Here is a 14,560-nt window from a genome sequence, read left to right as displayed (position 1 = left end):
GGCGCCATCCGGCCCTCACTCTAGGGGCGCCGGGGCGGTTACGTTACCGGTCGGTATCTGTGCCGTTGGTCACCGTCCGTGGCCCGTTCCTCAGCCGGTGCGCACCACGACGGTGCGGGTGGCGCAGGCGGTGCCGGGGTCCACCGCGATCTCCAGCGCCGGTGCGGTGCGGACCACCTCGACGCCCGGTCCCGCGGAGAGCACGCGGCGCACCGGATGCGCCCAGCGCAGCCGGACCGGGGTGCCGGTGCGGTCGGGGGCGGCCAGGTGGATCCGGGCGGTGGCACCGGTGCGGCGCAGCAGGACGCCGGCCGGGGCGGTGACGGTCAGCCGGGCGGCGGTGCCGGCGGTCCAGAAGTTGGCGGCGGTGACGCCGAGGGCGGGCACCTCGACGGCCTGCCGGCGACCGGAGTTGGCCAGCAGCCGCAGATGGCCCCGGTCGGCGGCGCGGGCGGCGGTGGCGTCCCTGCTCGCCCCCGGCATCAGCACGTAGGCGTAGGCCGCGCCGGACGGGTCGGTGCCGTGCGGGGTCCACAGGGTGAGGTAGCGCCGGGTGACCGGCTCGGTGGAGCCGCCCGGGTTGATCCGGCGCCAGGTGCCGGTCCGTTCCTCGCGCAGCGCGGAGAGCCGGGTGCCGCCGGGGAAGAGGTAGCCGCCGTGGCCGTCGAGGTGGGCCCAGCGGGCGTGCCGGAAGGTCGCGGTCCAGCCCTGCGCGCCGGGCTGCCGGACGCCGTCCACGGTGAGGACGGGGGTGCCGTGGGCGCCGAGGTCGCGGTTGTCCACCACGGTCTCCATCCCCGTGCCGTCCCGGCAGGTGATCCCGGCGCCGAGGCAGACCACCTCGTCGGCCAGCCAGAACCACGACTTGCGGGCGGTCAGGGTGGAGTCGAGCCCCTCCAGGTGCTGCCCGGTCACGGCGAACTCCCCGTCGGTGGTGCCGCCGGCCCAGTCGGTGTCGGGGCGGGCCGCGCCCCACTCGCCGCCCGCGCCGTCGGCGAGCCGCTTGCGCGAGACGGTGGTGCCGGGCAGCCGGTAGGGGTCGACGGTGGGCCAGAATCCGTCGCTGTACTGGCCGCCGCCGCGCTCCCCCGCCCACCACGTCAGCATCCCGTCGCCGGTGTGCCAGCCGCACGGGTTCTCCCCGTTGCCGGTCTCGTAGTACGCGATCCGGCGCGAGCACATCGACAGCGCGGCGGTCCAGCCGGGGCGGCGGTGCACCGCGCGGTCCATCGCGGCGAAGAGCCGGTGGCCGACGGGTTCGGGGCGGGCGGGGACGCGGCTGCGGGCGGCGGTGGCGAGCCGGGCGAGGTCGGCCACGCCGAGCCCCGGGTCGGTCAGCGCCGGGCGGTAGGTGTCACGGGCCACCCACCCCTTGACCAGGCCGTACCACCGGTCGCGGCGCGCGGCACCGGCGCTGTCGGCGAGCATCACGATGTGGGCCATGATGGCGTGGCCGCGCAGGTGGTCGTCGGCGGGTACGCCGCCGGGGTCGCCGGCCGCCAGCCCGCGGCTGACGGCACGCCCGCTGACCACGTCCATGACCAGGCCGTCGTGGAGGAAGGGCGCGTAGGCGTGCTCGACGGCGTCGAACACGTGGCCCCGGGCCGGGTCGGTGACCTGCCAGCTCGACCCGGCCAGCAGCGCGAACAGCCGGGCGAGGCCGTCGAGTTGGACCTCGCCGTAGGTTCCGGTGTAGGCGACGTACGTGTGCTGGACGAACGAGCCGTCCGCGTAGAGTCCGTCGCCGCTGGTGACGTAGGGGAACACCGGCGAGAGCGCGTCCCGGGCCAGCGCCAGCTTGGCGGCGGTGCGGCCGAGGAGTCCGCGTACCGCGAGCACCCGGCACAGGTCGGTGCGGTTGGCGCCGGTGCTGGTGCCGCTGTAGGAGGCGACCGCCGAGTCGGGCACGAAGTGGTCGACGGCCCTGACGCACCGGGCGGTCTGCCCCGCCGTGAGGGCGTCGTGCGCCAGCACGGCGGTGTCCAGGCTCAGCCGCGGGCTGCCGATCTGCCAGTCCCACCAGTTGCCGTAGGGGCTGGTGCGCTCGTTGTAGACCTGGTCGTACAGGTGGTCCATCCCCTTGGCCACCGCCGCGACCAGTTCGGCGTCGCCGGTGTGCCCGGTGGCGGGCTGCGCCCACGCCTGGGCCATGGCGTTCAGCCGGGCCCAACTGCTCGTGATGTGCGCCGAGTTGGCGGCCAGCGGCAGATCGGGCCAGAGCGACCCCGCGGCCGGGGCCATGGCGGCGTGGTACCCGGCCGCGGTGGCCCCGAGGGCGGCCAGGGCCCCGGCGAAGGGCTGGGCGGCGGGGTCGTAGCCGGTACCGAGGATCAGGTCCCTCCAGCGCAGCCTGAGGGTGTCGAACTCGTCGCCGGCCGCGGCGTGGCCGACGGACGGCGCACCGAGGGCGAGCGCCGCGCCGGACACCGCGGCGAGGAACGTCCGTCGGGACGGGGAAGCGGCGGCCACGGCGGAACCTCCTTCGGGAGGGGCGTCGCCCGGCGAAGGGACGACCGGATGGCCGGTGTAGCACGGACGGCGCCCCACGACGAGAGCCCCGACACCGGCCGTGCGGAAACGCCCACGATCGAGTGAGCGCCACCGCCCCGGCGAGGGGCCTCCCGCCGGGCAGCCCGGACACCGGGGCTACGTCGCCCTGGCCGCCGCCGGGGCGTCCCACTCGCCCGGAGGGAGCTGCTTCCCAGTCCCCCGCACCGGCCCCGGCCGCCGCCGGAACGAAGCCGGGGCGCCCCGTCCGCGCCGTTCCGGTCGCGTCACCGGTGCCCGTACGGTGTCGTGGGTACCGCCGACCGACGTCCGCCTCAGCCTTTGTCCGGTCCGACCCCGGGAGCCGTCGTATGACCTCGTCCTCCGCCCGGCCGCGACTGGTGCTGGCCATGAGTGCCGAGGTGTGCGGGGAGTTGCTGGATCCGGTGGTGGTGCGGCGGCTGGCGGCGGTGGCGGAGTTCGATCCGGGGCTGGTGGTCACGGATTTCGCCGATCCGGCGGTGCGGGAGGCGCTGGCGGGGGCGGAGGCGTTGCTGACCGGGTGGGGGTGTCCGCCGCTGACCGGGGAGGCGCTGGACCGGATGCCGGCGCTGCGCACCGTGGTGCACGCGGCCGGGTCGGTGAAGCACCACGTCACCACGGCGTGCTGGGAGCGCGGGCTCACCGTTGCGTCGGCGGCGGCGGCCAACGCGGTGCCGGTGGCGGAGTACACCGTGGCGGCGATCCTCTTCGCCGGCAAGGGCGTCCTGGCCGCGGCGCACGCCTACCGCCGGGACCGGCGCCCTCCGGCGGGGCCGGCCGCCTTCGGGCGGGTGGGGAACTTCGGCCGCACCGTGGGCGTGGTGGGCGCCTCCCGGATCGGGCGCCGGGTGATCGAGCTGCTGCGCCCGTTCGACCTGCGGGTGCTGCTGCACGACCCGTATCTGACGAAGGATCAGGTACGGGAGCTGGGCGCGGAACCGGCCGGCCTGGACGAACTGGCCCGGCGCAGCGACGTGGTGACCCTGCACGCCCCCGAACTCCCCTCGACGCGCCATCTGTTCGACGCCGCCCGGCTCGCCCTGCTGCCGGACGGCGCCACGCTGGTCAACACCGCCCGCGGCTCCCTGGTGGACACCGAGGCGCTCACCGCGGAGCTGGTCCGGGGCCGGCTGCACGCGGTGCTCGACCACACCGAGCCGGAGGTGCTGCCGCCCGGCTCACCCCTGTACGAGCTGCCGAACGTGCTGCTCACCCCGCATGTGGCCGGTTCGCTCGGCAACGAGCTGTCCCGCCTGGCGCACGCCGCGGTGGCGGAGCTGGAACGGTACGCGGCCGGGCTGCCGTACGCCGATCCGGTGCGCCCGGAGACGCTGTCCCGGTCGGCGTGACGGCTTGGGCCCTGGGGCCGGTCAGTCCCGGGGCGGTTCGAGGCCGGCCCGCAGCAGCCCGTAGGTGTAGGCGTCGTCCAGGGCCTGCCAGGAGGCGGCGATGACGTTGCCGCCGACGCCGACGGTGGACCACTCGCCCGCCCGTCGCCCACCACCACCCTCAACGGAGGCGCTTCGCGCCCCTGCGTACTCTCCGCCGTCGCTCGTGGAGACGAGGACGCGGGTGGTGGAGCGGGTGCCGTGGCGGCCCTCGACGATGCGGACCTTGTAGTCGACCAGTTCCATCCGGGCGAGCTGGGGGTAGATGCGTTCCAGCCCGACCCGCAGCGCGCGGTCGAGGGCGTCCACCGGGCCGTTGCCCTCGCCGGTGGCGATGATCCGCTCGCCCTTGGCCCACAGCTTGACGGTGGCCTCGTTGACCTGGACGCCGTCCGGGCGCTGCTCGACGATGGTGCGCCAGGACTCGACACGGAAGAAGCGGGTGGCGGCGCCGGTGACCTCGTCGCGCAGCAGCAGTTCGAAGGAGGCGTCGGCGGCCTCGTAGGTGTATCCGGCGAGTTCGCGTTCCTTGACCCGTTCCACCACCCGGCCGGCGAGGTCGCGGTCGCCGGTGAGGTCGTAGCCGAGTTCCTTCCCCTTCAGCTCGATGGAGGCGCGGCCGGCCATGTCGGAGACGAGCATCCGCATGGTGTTGCCGACGCGTTCGGGGTCGATGTGCTGGTACAGGTCGGGGTCGACCTTGATCGCGGAGGCGTGGAGCCCGGCCTTGTGCGCGAAGGCGGAGACACCCACGTACGGCTGATGCGTGGAGGGCGTGAGGTTGACGACCTCGGCGATGGCGTGGGAGATGCGGGTCATCTCGGCGAGCGCGCCGGCCGGGAGGACCTCGCGGCCGTACTTGAGTTCCAGCGCGGCGACCACCGGGAAGAGGTTGGCGTTGCCGACGCGTTCGCCGTAGCCGTTGGCGGTGCACTGGACGTGGGTGGCGCCGGCGTCGACCGCGGCGAGGGTGTTGGCCACCGCGCAGCCGGTGTCGTCCTGGGCGTGGATGCCGAGGCGGGCGCCGGTGGCGGCGAGCACGGCGGCGACCACGGTGCCGACCTGGGCGGGGAGCATGCCGCCGTTGGTGTCGCACAGGACCACCACCTCGGCGCCGGCCTGGTGGGCGGCGCGCACCACGTCGAGGGCGTACCCGGGGTTGGCCCGGTAGCCGTCGAAGAAGTGCTCGCAGTCGACGAAGACCCGGCGGCCCTGGGCGCGCAGGTGGGCGACGGTGTCGCGGACCATCGCCAGGTTCTCCTCCAGCGTGGTGCGCAGCGCCAGCTCCACGTGGCGGTCGTGGGCCTTGGCGACCAGGGTGATCACCGGGGCGCCGGACGCCAGCAACGCGGCGACCTGCGGATCGTCGGCGGCGGCCACCCCGGCCTTGCGGGTGGCGCCGAAGGCGACCAGGCGGGCGTGGCGGAAGGTGATCTCGTCCCGGGCGCGCTCGAAGAACTCGGTGTCGCGCGGGTTGGCGCCGGGCCAGCCGCCCTCGATGTATCCGACCCCGAAGTCGTCCAGGTGGCGCGCGATGGCGAGCTTGTCGGCGACGGTGAGGTTGATCCCCTCGCGCTGGGCGCCGTCACGCAGCGTGGTGTCGAAGACGTGGAAGTCGTCGGCCGCGGGGAGCGAGGAGGCTGGGTCGGGTACGGCGGTCATGGTGGTGAGCTCCTGTCGGGTGGGTGGTCGGGCACGTTTGTCCGTAGTGCTGCGTCAACCGAGGTTCGCCCCGTCGCGACGCCCGGCACGGCGCCTCGCGGCGTTGCCGGATCGACCGAGTAGGCCCCGGGGGTCCCCCCGCGGGGCAGGGGGCGAGGCCGACCCGGCGCCTTGCGAGGCACCGCACCGGACGCCGCTCCTTACCGGGCGAACCTCGGTTGACGCAGCACTAGGCCCGGCTCCACTTGCCCCCAGTATTCCCTCGCGCCCGCCGCCCGGTGGTGATGGTCCGGGAAACGAAAAGACCCCTCGCGGGTGCGAGAGGTCTGCGCGCGGGTCTGGGACACGGTGATCGTCCTCGCGCCGTGGTGCTGCGCGGAGGCGGTCACTGCGGACCGGCGCGCCTGCTGCCGATAATGGCGAACGAGGACACGGGGGCAGTGTGGCACATCGCCGCCGGGGCGGGCGGGGTGTCTCACGATGCGGGCGTGGCGTCCGTTCCGCCGGGGATGAGCAGCGCCTCGGCGAGGAACTCGGCGACGTGACCGAGGACTTCGGCCCGGTCGGTGCCGGGGAGCCCGACGACCAGGTGGGTGCCGAAGCCGTCCAGCAGCGCCCGGGTGCGTACCGCGAACCGCTCGGGGTCCACGGCTCGGAACTCGCCGCGGGAGATCCCCTCGGCGGTCAGCGCCACCAGGTCGCGGTGCCAGGCCAGCTCCAGTTCGAGCTGGCGCCGCAGCGCGTCCTCGCCGGGCTGGGAGCGGTTCCACACCTCCGACCACAGCACCCAGCGCGGGTCGCGGTGGCCGTCGGGCAGGTACAGGTCGACGAAGGCGTCGAGCCGCTGCCGGGCGGGCACCGGGCGGGAGAGGGCGGCCCGGCGTTCCGCGCCGAGCTGCGCCTCGCTCCACTCCAGGGTGCGCAGCAGCAGCTCGTCCTTGCTGCCGAAGTAGTACATGACGTGGCCGCTGCTCATGCCGACCTCGCGGCCGAGCCCGGCGATGGTCAGTTCGGCCAGGCCGCGCTCGGCGATGGCCGTCATGGCGGCGGCCATCACCTGTTCCCGGGGCTGCTTGAGCCGCCGCCGGGTCCGGGCCGGTCCGGGCACCGTGTCTCCTGTTCGTCCGGAACGCGCAGACCCGGACCGGCGGTCACACCGCGGGCTGCTGCTGCGTTATGCAGTGGATGCCGCCGCCGTGCGCGAAGACCGTGCGGGCGTCGACCACGACCACCTCGCGCTCGGGGAACAGCTTGGCGAAGATCTCCGCGTTGCGTTCGTCCGCGGGGTCGTCGAAACCGCACAGCACGACGCCACCGTTGCACAGGTAGTGGTTGACGTAAGAGTAGTCCACCGGTTCCCCGTCGGCCTCGGTGACGGTGGGCGCGGGCAGCTCGACGACCTCCAGGGTCCGGCCGCGGGCGTCGGTGGTGGCGCGCAGCAGGGCGGCGGTCTCCCGGGAGACCTCGTGGTCGGGGTGGGCCGGGTCCTGCTGGCTGTGGACGACGACGAGGCCGGGGCGGGCGAAGGCGGCGACGATGTCGACGTGGCCGCGGGTGCCGAAGCGGCCGTAGTCGGCGGTCAGGCCGCGTGGCAGCCAGACGGCCTTGCTGGTGCCGAGGAAGCCGTGGAGTTCCTCCTCGACCTGGTCGCGGGTCCAGCCGGGGTTGCGGCCCGGGTCGAGCTGGACGGTCTCGGTGAGCAGCACGGTGCCCTCGCCGTCGACGTGGATGCCGCCGCCCTCGTTGACCAGCCGGGAGGCGTAGCGGGTGGCGCCGGCCAGGGCGGCGACCTCGGCGCCGATCGCCGCGTCGTGCTCCCAGCTCGCCCAGTCCTGGGCGCCCCAGCCGTTGAACGTCCAGTCGGCGGCGGCGAGCCGGCCGCCGCCGGTGAGGAAGGTGGGGCCGATGTCGCGCATCCAGGCGTCGTCCAGCGGCCGGGCGACCACCTCGATCCCGGGGCCGAGCGCGGCGCGGGCGGCGTCGGCGTCCTCGGGGCGGGCGATCATGGTGACCGGTTCGAAGCGGGCGACCGCCCGTGCCACCGCGGCCCAGGCCGAGCGGGATCCGGCCAGGTCCTGCTCGGTGTCGAAGGTGACGTTCGGCGACGGCCAGGCCATCCAGGTGCGGGCGTGCGGGGCCCACTCGGGGGGCATGCGGAAGCCGTCGGCGGCGGGCGGTGCGGTCATCGGGCCATTCCTCGGTCGGGGTGGGGGACGGTCACAGCGGGTCACAGGAAGTACAGCCGGGACAGGGCGACCTGTTCGGCCGGGTCGGAGCGGAGCGGTTCCCCGTCGAGGGTGACCAGGCCGCTGCGGGGGTCGACGTCGACGCTGCCGGTGCGGGAGTTGAGCACCAGGTCGGCGGGGCCGATGCCGCGGGTGCCGCGGACCGCGACCCGGCGGCGCCTGGTGGGCATCCGGTCACCGGCCGCCTCGGCCGCGGCGGAGGCGGTGAAGACCACCGACAGGTCGGCGGCGGTGGCGCCGTAGGCCCCGAACTGCGGTCCCAGCACGAGGGGTTCGCAGGTGTCGGTGGCGGCGTTGGGGTCGCCGGTGACGCCGTAGGCGGGGAAGCCGGCCTTGAGCACCAGCTGCGGTTTGGCGCCGAAGTAGCGCGGGTGCCACAGCACGATGTCGGCGAGCTTGCCGGTCTCGATGGAGCCGATCTCGTGGGCGAGGCCGTGGGCGATGGCCGGGTTGATGGTGAGCTTGGCGATGTAGCGCAGGACGCGGCCGTTGTCGTCGGCGGGGCCGTCGCCGGGGAGCGGTCCGGTCTCGGCCTTCATCTTGGCGGCCATGGCGAAGGTGCGGGCCACCGTCTCCCCGGCCCGCCCCATGCCCTGGGCGTCGGAGGAGGTGATGCCGATCGCCCCGAGGTCGTGCAGGACGTCCTCGGCGCCCATGGTGCCGGCCCGGATGCGGTCGCGGGCCATGGCGGCGTCGCCGGGCAGGTCGGGCTTGAGGCCGTGGACGGAGACGATCATGCCGTAGTGCTCGGCGACCGCGTCCCGGCCGAAGGGGAGCGTGGGGTTGGTCGAGGAGCCGATGACGTTGCCGACCCCGGCCATCTTGAGCACGTTGGGGACGTGGCCGCCGCCGCAGCCCTCGATGTGGAAGGCGTGGATGGTGCGCCCGTCCAGCACGCGCAGGGTGTCCTCGACGGTCAGGCACTCGTTGAGGCCGTCGGAGTGGAGGGCGACCTGGACGTCGTGGTCCTCGGCCACCCGCAGCGCGGTGTCCAGGGCGCGGGCGTGGGCGCCCATGTCCTCGTGGACCTTGAAGCCGCAGGCGCCCCCCTCGGCCAGCGCCTCCACCAGCGGGGCGGGGTCGGAGGACGAACCGCGGGCCAGGAAGCCGATGTTGACCGGCCAGGCGTCGAAGGCGTTCACCGCGTGGCGCAGCGCCCACGGGGAGTTGACGCCCACGCCCCACACCGGGCCGAACTCCTGGCCGATGACGGTGGTCACCCCGGAGGCCAGCGACGCCTCCATGACGCGTGGCGAGAGCAGGTGGACGTGGGTGTCCACGGCGCCGGCGGTGGCGATCATGCCCTCGCCGGAGACGATGGTGGTGCCGGTGCCCACCACCACGTCCACCCCGTCGAGGGTGTCGGGGTTGCCGGCCCGGCCGATGGCGTGGATGCGGCCCTCGCGGATGCCGATGGAGACCTTGCGGACGCCCTGGGCGGCGTCGATGACGACGACGTTGCTGATGACCACGTCGCAGGTGTCGCGGACGGCGGCGGCCTTGAGGTGGAGTCCGTCGCGGGCGGTCTTGCCGAAGCCGGCGAGGAATTCGTCGCCGGGCCGCTGGGCGTCGGATTCGACGCGGATCACCAGCCCAGTGTCGCCGAGCCGGATCCGGTCGCCGGCCCGGGGCCCGTAGGTGGCGGCGTACTCGTGCGGGTCGACGGTGGTACGGGTGTCGGTGTGCCGGTTCAGGTGCGAGCTGCCGGTGGTGCGGCTCATCGGTCCTCCTCCGCTCCCAGGTAGCCGCAGGCAGCGGCGCGGCGCAGTGCTTCCTCGCGGGCGCCGGGGGCGTCCAGCGGTCCGTCGACGAGTCCGGCGAAGCCGATGGCGATCCGGTCGCCGCCGATCGGCACCAGGCCGACCGGGTGTTCCTCGCCGGGTCCGAAGCGCACCGAGGAGCCGGCCGGTACGGCGAGCCGCATGCCGTAGGCGGCCCGCCGGTCGAAGTGGAGCCGGGGGTTGGCCTCGAAGAAGTGGAAGTGCGAGGTGACGCTCACCGGCACGCTCGCGGTGTTGCGGACGGTGACGGTGACGGCCGGCTCGGGCGCCGGGTCGGCCGGGCCGGGCAGGACGGCGCCGGGGGCCCGCTCGCCCAGGGAGCCGCCGGCGATGGGGTCGGTGACCACGGCGAGCCGGGAGCCGTCGGCGAAGACGGCCTCGACCATCACGTCGCCGACCACGTCGGCCACCCCGGGCAGCACGTCGTCGGGGCGCAGGGCGCGGCGGCCGGCCTCGATGGCGTCGGCGAGCCGGGCGCCGTCCCGGGCGGCCTCGCAGACGGTGTCGGCGATGAGCGCGGTGGCCTCGGGGACGTTGAGCTTGAGCCCGCGGGCCAGCCGGGTCCGCGCGAGCTGCGCGGCGCCGAACAGCAACAGGCGGTCGCGTTCGGTGGGGGTCAGCCGCACCGGCCACACCTCCCGATGGGATCGGACGAAGGGGTCGGCAACTGCCGACCCCCCACATTAGAACATCACTCTAAAAATTCATCCACGTGACGCCAGGCATTGACCGGAAGCCTTCCGTGAGTCACATTGAGCGGCGTTCTAAAATGCCCGTGCCGTGCGAGGAGCCGCCCCATGGAGATCGAACAGCGGGGAGTCGACACCGTCCCCGAAGCGGAGCGCACCAGCGGTCCACGTGACGTGGTGGCCATCCTGCTGGGCTCCAACCTCGCGCTGGGGGTGATCGTCTTCGGCTGGCTGCCGGTCTCCTTCGGGCTGGGCTGGTGGGGGTCGCTGACCTCACTGGCGGCGGGCACCGTGGTCGGCGTGGTGCTGGTGGCGCCGCTGGCGCTGGTCTCGCTGCGGTCGGCGACCAACCTGTCGACCTCCAGCGGCGCCCACTTCGGGGTGCGCGGCCGGCTGCTGGGGTCCCTGATCGGGCTGCTGCTGTCGCTGGGGTACACCGCGCTGACGCTGTGGGTCGGCGGTGACGCGGTGGTCGGCTGCCTCCACCGGATGCTGGGGCTGCCCGCCGGCGCCGCCACCTACGCGGTGGTCTACGCGGTGCTGGCCGCCACCACCGCCACCTCGGCGGTCTTCGGCTACCGGATGCTGCTGCGGCTGAGCAACATCCTCGCGGTCGGGCTGACGGTGCTGCTGCTGGCCGGTGTCCTCGCCTACGCCGGGGCGTTCCACACCTCACCGGCGCACGGCTCGCACTACCTGCTGGGCGGCTTCCGGCCCACCTGGCTGCTCTCCGCGGTCTCCGCCGGGCTCAGCGGCCCGATGGCCTTCATCACGCTGCTCGGCGACTACACCCGCTACGTCTCCCCCACCCGGCACCGCCCGCGCGCGGTCTTCCTCGGCACCTGTTTCGGCCTGGTCGTCGGGCTGCTGGTGCCGCAGCTGTTCGGCACCTTCACGGCGCTCGCGGTGGACGCGGCCGGCCCGGACTACGCCGGCCCGCTGGTGGCCGCCTGCCCCGCCTGGTACCTGGTGCTGCTGCTGGTCAACGCCTCGGCCGGCTCGGTGGGCAACGCCGGCCTGATGCTCTACAGCATGGGGCTCGACCTGGACGCCATCCTGCCGAAGGCCACCCGTACCCAGGCCACCTACGTGGTCGCCGCGGTCTCCACCGTGCTGGTCTTCCTCGGCCACTTCGCCTGGGCCGCGCAGGACGCCATGACCTCGTTCGTCCTCGTCCTCACCGCGGTGGGCACCCCGTGGGCGGTGATCACGCTGCTCGGCTTCGCCCGGGTGCGGGGGCGGTACGACCCCGAGTCGCTCCAGGTCTACAACCGCCGTACGGTGGGCGGCATCTACTGGTACACGGCCGGGTGGAACCTCCAGGCCACCGTGGCGTGGGCGGCCGGCAGCGCGGTCGGGCTGATGGCGGTGGACACCCCGCTCTACAGCGGCCCGCTGCTGAGGTACACCGGCGGCATCGACGTCAGCTTCCTGATCGCCGCAGCGGTGACCGCCGGGTGCTACCTGGCGCTCGACGCGCGACGGCCGCATCCGCTCCCGCGCGAGACGGAAGAGGACGCGGCCGTGACCGGCCAGGGGCCGGCGGTAACGGTCTGACGATGCGTCAGGCGAGCTTGTGCATCCAGCCGTGCGTGTCGGGGGCGGCGCCGGTCTGGATGTCCAGCAGCGCCTTGCGCAGCTCCATGGTGACCGCGCCCGGCTCCCCGTCGCCCACCGTCCAGTCGGCGCGGGTGGACTTGACCGAGCCGACCGGGGTGATGACGGCGGCGGTGCCGCAGGCGAAGACCTCGGTCAGCGTGCCGTCGGCGTTGCCGTTCTTCCAGTCGTCCACCGAGATCCGGCCCTCGGACACCTCGTAGCCCAGGTCCTCGGCGATGGTCAGCAGCGAGCGCCGGGTGATGCCGGGCAGCAGCGAGCCGGACAGCTCCGGGGTGACGATGCGCGCCTTGGCGCCGTCCCGGCCCCCGTACACGAAGTACAGGTTCATGCCGCCCATCTCCTCGATCCAGCGGCGCTCGATGGCGTCCAGCCAGACCACCTGGTCGCAGCCGTGCTCGGCGGCCTGGGCCTGGGCGACCAGCGAAGCGGCGTAGTTGCCCGCGCACTTGGCGGCGCCGGTGCCGCCGGGCGCGGCCCGCACGTACTCCTCCGACAGCCAGACCGAGACCGGCTTGACGCCACCGGGGAAGTAGGCGCCGGCCGGGGAGGCGATGACGATGAAGAGGTACGCGTTGGCCGGCCGCACCCCGAGGCCGACCTCGGTGGCGAACATGAACGGCCGCAGGTAGAGCGACTGTTCACCCTCGCTGGGCACCCACGCCTTGTCCTGGTTGACCAGCGCGTCGCAGGCGGCGACGAACAGCTCGGCGCGCAGCTCCGGCATGGCCAGCCGGCGCGCCGACGCCTGGAACCGCTCGGCGTTGGCCTCCGGGCGGAAGGTGGCCACGCTGCCGTCCGGCTGCCGGTACGCCTTGAGACCTTCGAAGATCGCCTGGGCGTAGTGGAGCGTCATGTTGGCCGGGTCGAGGGCCAGCGGCGCGTACGGGACCAGCTCCGCGTCGTGCCAGCCGCGCCCCTCGGTCCACTTGACGGTGACCATGTGGTCGGTGAAGTGGCGGCCGAAGCCGGGGTTGGCGAGGATCTTCGCCCGCTCGGCGTCGGACAGGGGCTGGGTGGTGGGCTTGAGCTCGATCCTGGGCGTCGTCATGGTTGCGTGTCCTTCACCGTGAGGTCGTGGCGGACCGCTTATCTCGCCTCGCGGCGTTCGTAGGACGTCCGAGTATCCCCGTGCGGTAATGCGGCCCTGGGTTCGATTATCGCCGATGCCGGGCGGGGGAAGGAACCTGGCGTCGGGCGGCAGCCGTGATGGCGTACCGGGTCACTGACCGTCCGGGCCGGCTGTGCGGTGCGGGCCGGAGGGCGCCGCCGCGGGCGTCCCTGCGCGAGGGGGGATCGGCAGGGGCGGCCCGCGACGGCGGGTCCGGCGGGGGTACCCGGCGGTCAGCCGGATACTCGGGCGGCCAGCGCGTCGCCGATCTCGGCGGTGGTGCGCGGCTCGCCGGTGCGGCCGGCCAGGTCGGCGGCGACCGCCTCCTCGACGCGCGCCGCCTGCTCGCGGTGGCCGAGGTGGTCCAGCAGGAGCGCCACCGACAGCACGGTGGCGGTCGGGTCGGCCTTGCCCTGGCCGGCGATGTCCGGCGCCGAGCCGTGCACCGGCTCGAACATGGAGGGGAACTCGCCGGCCGGGTTGATGTTGCCGCTCGCGGCCAGGCCGATGCCACCGGTGACGGCGGCGGCCAGGTCGGTGAGGATGTCACCGAAGAGGTTGTCGGTGACGATCACGTCGAAGCGCTCGGGCTGGGTGACGAAGAAGATGGTGGCCGCGTCGACGTGCAGGTAGTCGGTGGTCACCTCGGGGAACTCGCGGCCGACCCGGTCGAAGACCGACTTCCACAGGTGGCCGGCGTGGACCAGCACGTTGTTCTTGTGCACCAGGGTGAGCTTCTTGCGGGGGCGCGCCTGGGCCCGGGCGTAGGCGTCGCGCACCACGCGCTCGATGCCGTACGCGGTGTTGACGCTCACCTCGGTGGCCACCTCGTGCGGGGTGCCGGTGCGCAGCGAGCCGCCGTTGCCGGTGTAGGGGCCCTCGGTGCCCTCGCGGACCACCACGAAGTCGATCCGCGGGGAACCGGCCAGCGGGGAGGCCACGTTGGGGAAGAGCTTGCCGGGGCGCAGGTTGACGTAGTGGTCGAAGGCGAACCGCAGCTTGAGCAGGAACCCGCGCTCCAGGACGCCGGAGGGCACCGACGGGTCGCCGATGGCGCCGAGCAGGATGGCGTCGTGGCCCTTGAGGGCTGCGAGGTCGGCGTCGGTGAGGGTGTCACCGGTGGCGTGGTAGCGGCGGGCGCCGAAGTCGTACTCGGTGGTCTCCAGCTTCACGTCCTCGTCGAGTACCGCGCGGAGGACCTTGAGCCCTTCCGCCACGACTTCCTGGCCGATTCCGTCGCCGGGGATCACTGCGAGGTCGATGCTGCGAGACATGACGGGCACTCTACGCCTCGTCCCAGCTCCTGACACATGGTGTCCGTATGGCGGACACCAGTCGCCCGTCAGCGGGCCGGGGCACGCCCGGGACCGTCGCGCGGCCCCGGGTGCCGTCCCGGCGGGGACGGTGGGGTCAGCGCCGTTCGTGGCCGGTGACCCCGCCGTTGTCCCGGCGGTCGAGGGCGCGCTGGAGGGCTTCGGCGGCGTTCTTGCGGGCGGTCTCATCCATGGTGCACTCCAACCAGGTGGAAGGTGAGGGG

10 protein-coding genes are annotated in these 14,560 nt (G+C 73.9%); 2 read left to right on the top strand and 8 right to left on the bottom strand.

The window, feature by feature from the left end; genetic code table 11:
- Positions 1 to 90: 90 nt before the first annotated feature.
- Positions 91 to 2,469, bottom strand: a complete 2,379-nt coding sequence (locus SCATT_RS20605; RefSeq protein ID WP_014145075.1) for a polysaccharide lyase 8 family protein — start codon at positions 2,467 to 2,469, stop codon at positions 91 to 93.
- Between the two features lie 389 nt (positions 2,470 to 2,858).
- Here SCATT_RS20605 and SCATT_RS20600 point away from each other — a divergent pair, with 389 nt between their 5' ends.
- On the top strand, positions 2,859 to 3,878 hold the full coding sequence (locus tag SCATT_RS20600; protein WP_014145074.1) for a hydroxyacid dehydrogenase: 1,020 nt from the start codon (positions 2,859 to 2,861) through the stop codon (positions 3,876 to 3,878).
- A gap of 21 nt (positions 3,879 to 3,899) precedes the next feature.
- Here SCATT_RS20600 and cimA read toward each other — a convergent pair whose 3' ends face one another.
- The 5 genes from cimA to ureA all read right to left on the bottom strand — a co-directional run bounded on the left by cimA (position 3,900) and on the right by ureA (position 10,232).
- A complete protein-coding gene (gene cimA / locus SCATT_RS20595) occupies positions 3,900 to 5,579 on the bottom strand; it encodes a citramalate synthase (RefSeq protein WP_014145073.1) in 1,680 nt (559 codons plus the stop codon).
- Positions 5,580 to 6,054: 475 nt separating this feature from the next.
- Complete coding sequence (locus tag SCATT_RS20590; protein WP_014145072.1) at positions 6,055 to 6,687, bottom strand: TetR/AcrR family transcriptional regulator; 633 nt, start codon at positions 6,685 to 6,687, stop codon at positions 6,055 to 6,057.
- 43 nt (positions 6,688 to 6,730) lie between these two features.
- The gene (locus SCATT_RS20585; protein WP_014145071.1) at positions 6,731 to 7,765 is read right to left on the bottom strand and encodes an agmatine deiminase family protein; all 1,035 of its coding nucleotides are present in this window, start codon (positions 7,763 to 7,765) and stop codon (positions 6,731 to 6,733) included.
- A gap of 41 nt (positions 7,766 to 7,806) precedes the next feature.
- Positions 7,807 to 9,546 (bottom strand): urease subunit alpha, encoded by a 1,740-nt coding sequence (locus tag SCATT_RS20580; RefSeq protein ID WP_014145070.1) that lies wholly within the window; start codon positions 9,544 to 9,546, stop codon positions 7,807 to 7,809.
- Positions 9,543 to 10,232, bottom strand: coding sequence for an urease subunit gamma (gene ureA / locus SCATT_RS20575; RefSeq protein ID WP_014145069.1), 690 nt, complete (start codon positions 10,230 to 10,232; stop codon positions 9,543 to 9,545). The genes SCATT_RS20580 and ureA overlap by 4 nt, the downstream gene beginning before the upstream one ends.
- A 171-nt stretch (positions 10,233 to 10,403) precedes the next feature.
- On the opposite strand from ureA, the gene SCATT_RS20570 reads away from it, so the two are divergent.
- The gene (locus tag SCATT_RS20570) at positions 10,404 to 11,852 is read left to right on the top strand and encodes a cytosine permease (protein WP_014145068.1); all 1,449 of its coding nucleotides are present in this window, start codon (positions 10,404 to 10,406) and stop codon (positions 11,850 to 11,852) included.
- A gap of 7 nt (positions 11,853 to 11,859) precedes the next feature.
- Here SCATT_RS20570 and SCATT_RS20565 read toward each other — a convergent pair whose 3' ends face one another.
- The gene (locus tag SCATT_RS20565; RefSeq protein WP_014145067.1) at positions 11,860 to 12,963 is read right to left on the bottom strand and encodes a branched-chain amino acid aminotransferase; all 1,104 of its coding nucleotides are present in this window, start codon (positions 12,961 to 12,963) and stop codon (positions 11,860 to 11,862) included.
- 293 nt (positions 12,964 to 13,256) lie between these two features.
- Positions 13,257 to 14,297 (bottom strand): 3-isopropylmalate dehydrogenase, encoded by a 1,041-nt coding sequence (locus SCATT_RS20560; protein ID WP_014145066.1) that lies wholly within the window; start codon positions 14,295 to 14,297, stop codon positions 13,257 to 13,259.
- Positions 14,298 to 14,560: the final 263 nt, after the last annotated feature.

The sequence above is a fragment of the Streptantibioticus cattleyicolor NRRL 8057 = DSM 46488 genome, assembly GCF_000240165.1.
In the GTDB taxonomy this organism is placed as follows: domain Bacteria; phylum Actinomycetota; class Actinomycetes; order Streptomycetales; family Streptomycetaceae; genus Streptantibioticus; species Streptantibioticus cattleyicolor.
The sequence above is the reverse complement of the archived record's forward strand: the minus strand, read 5'-3'. Positions and strand labels throughout refer to the sequence as shown.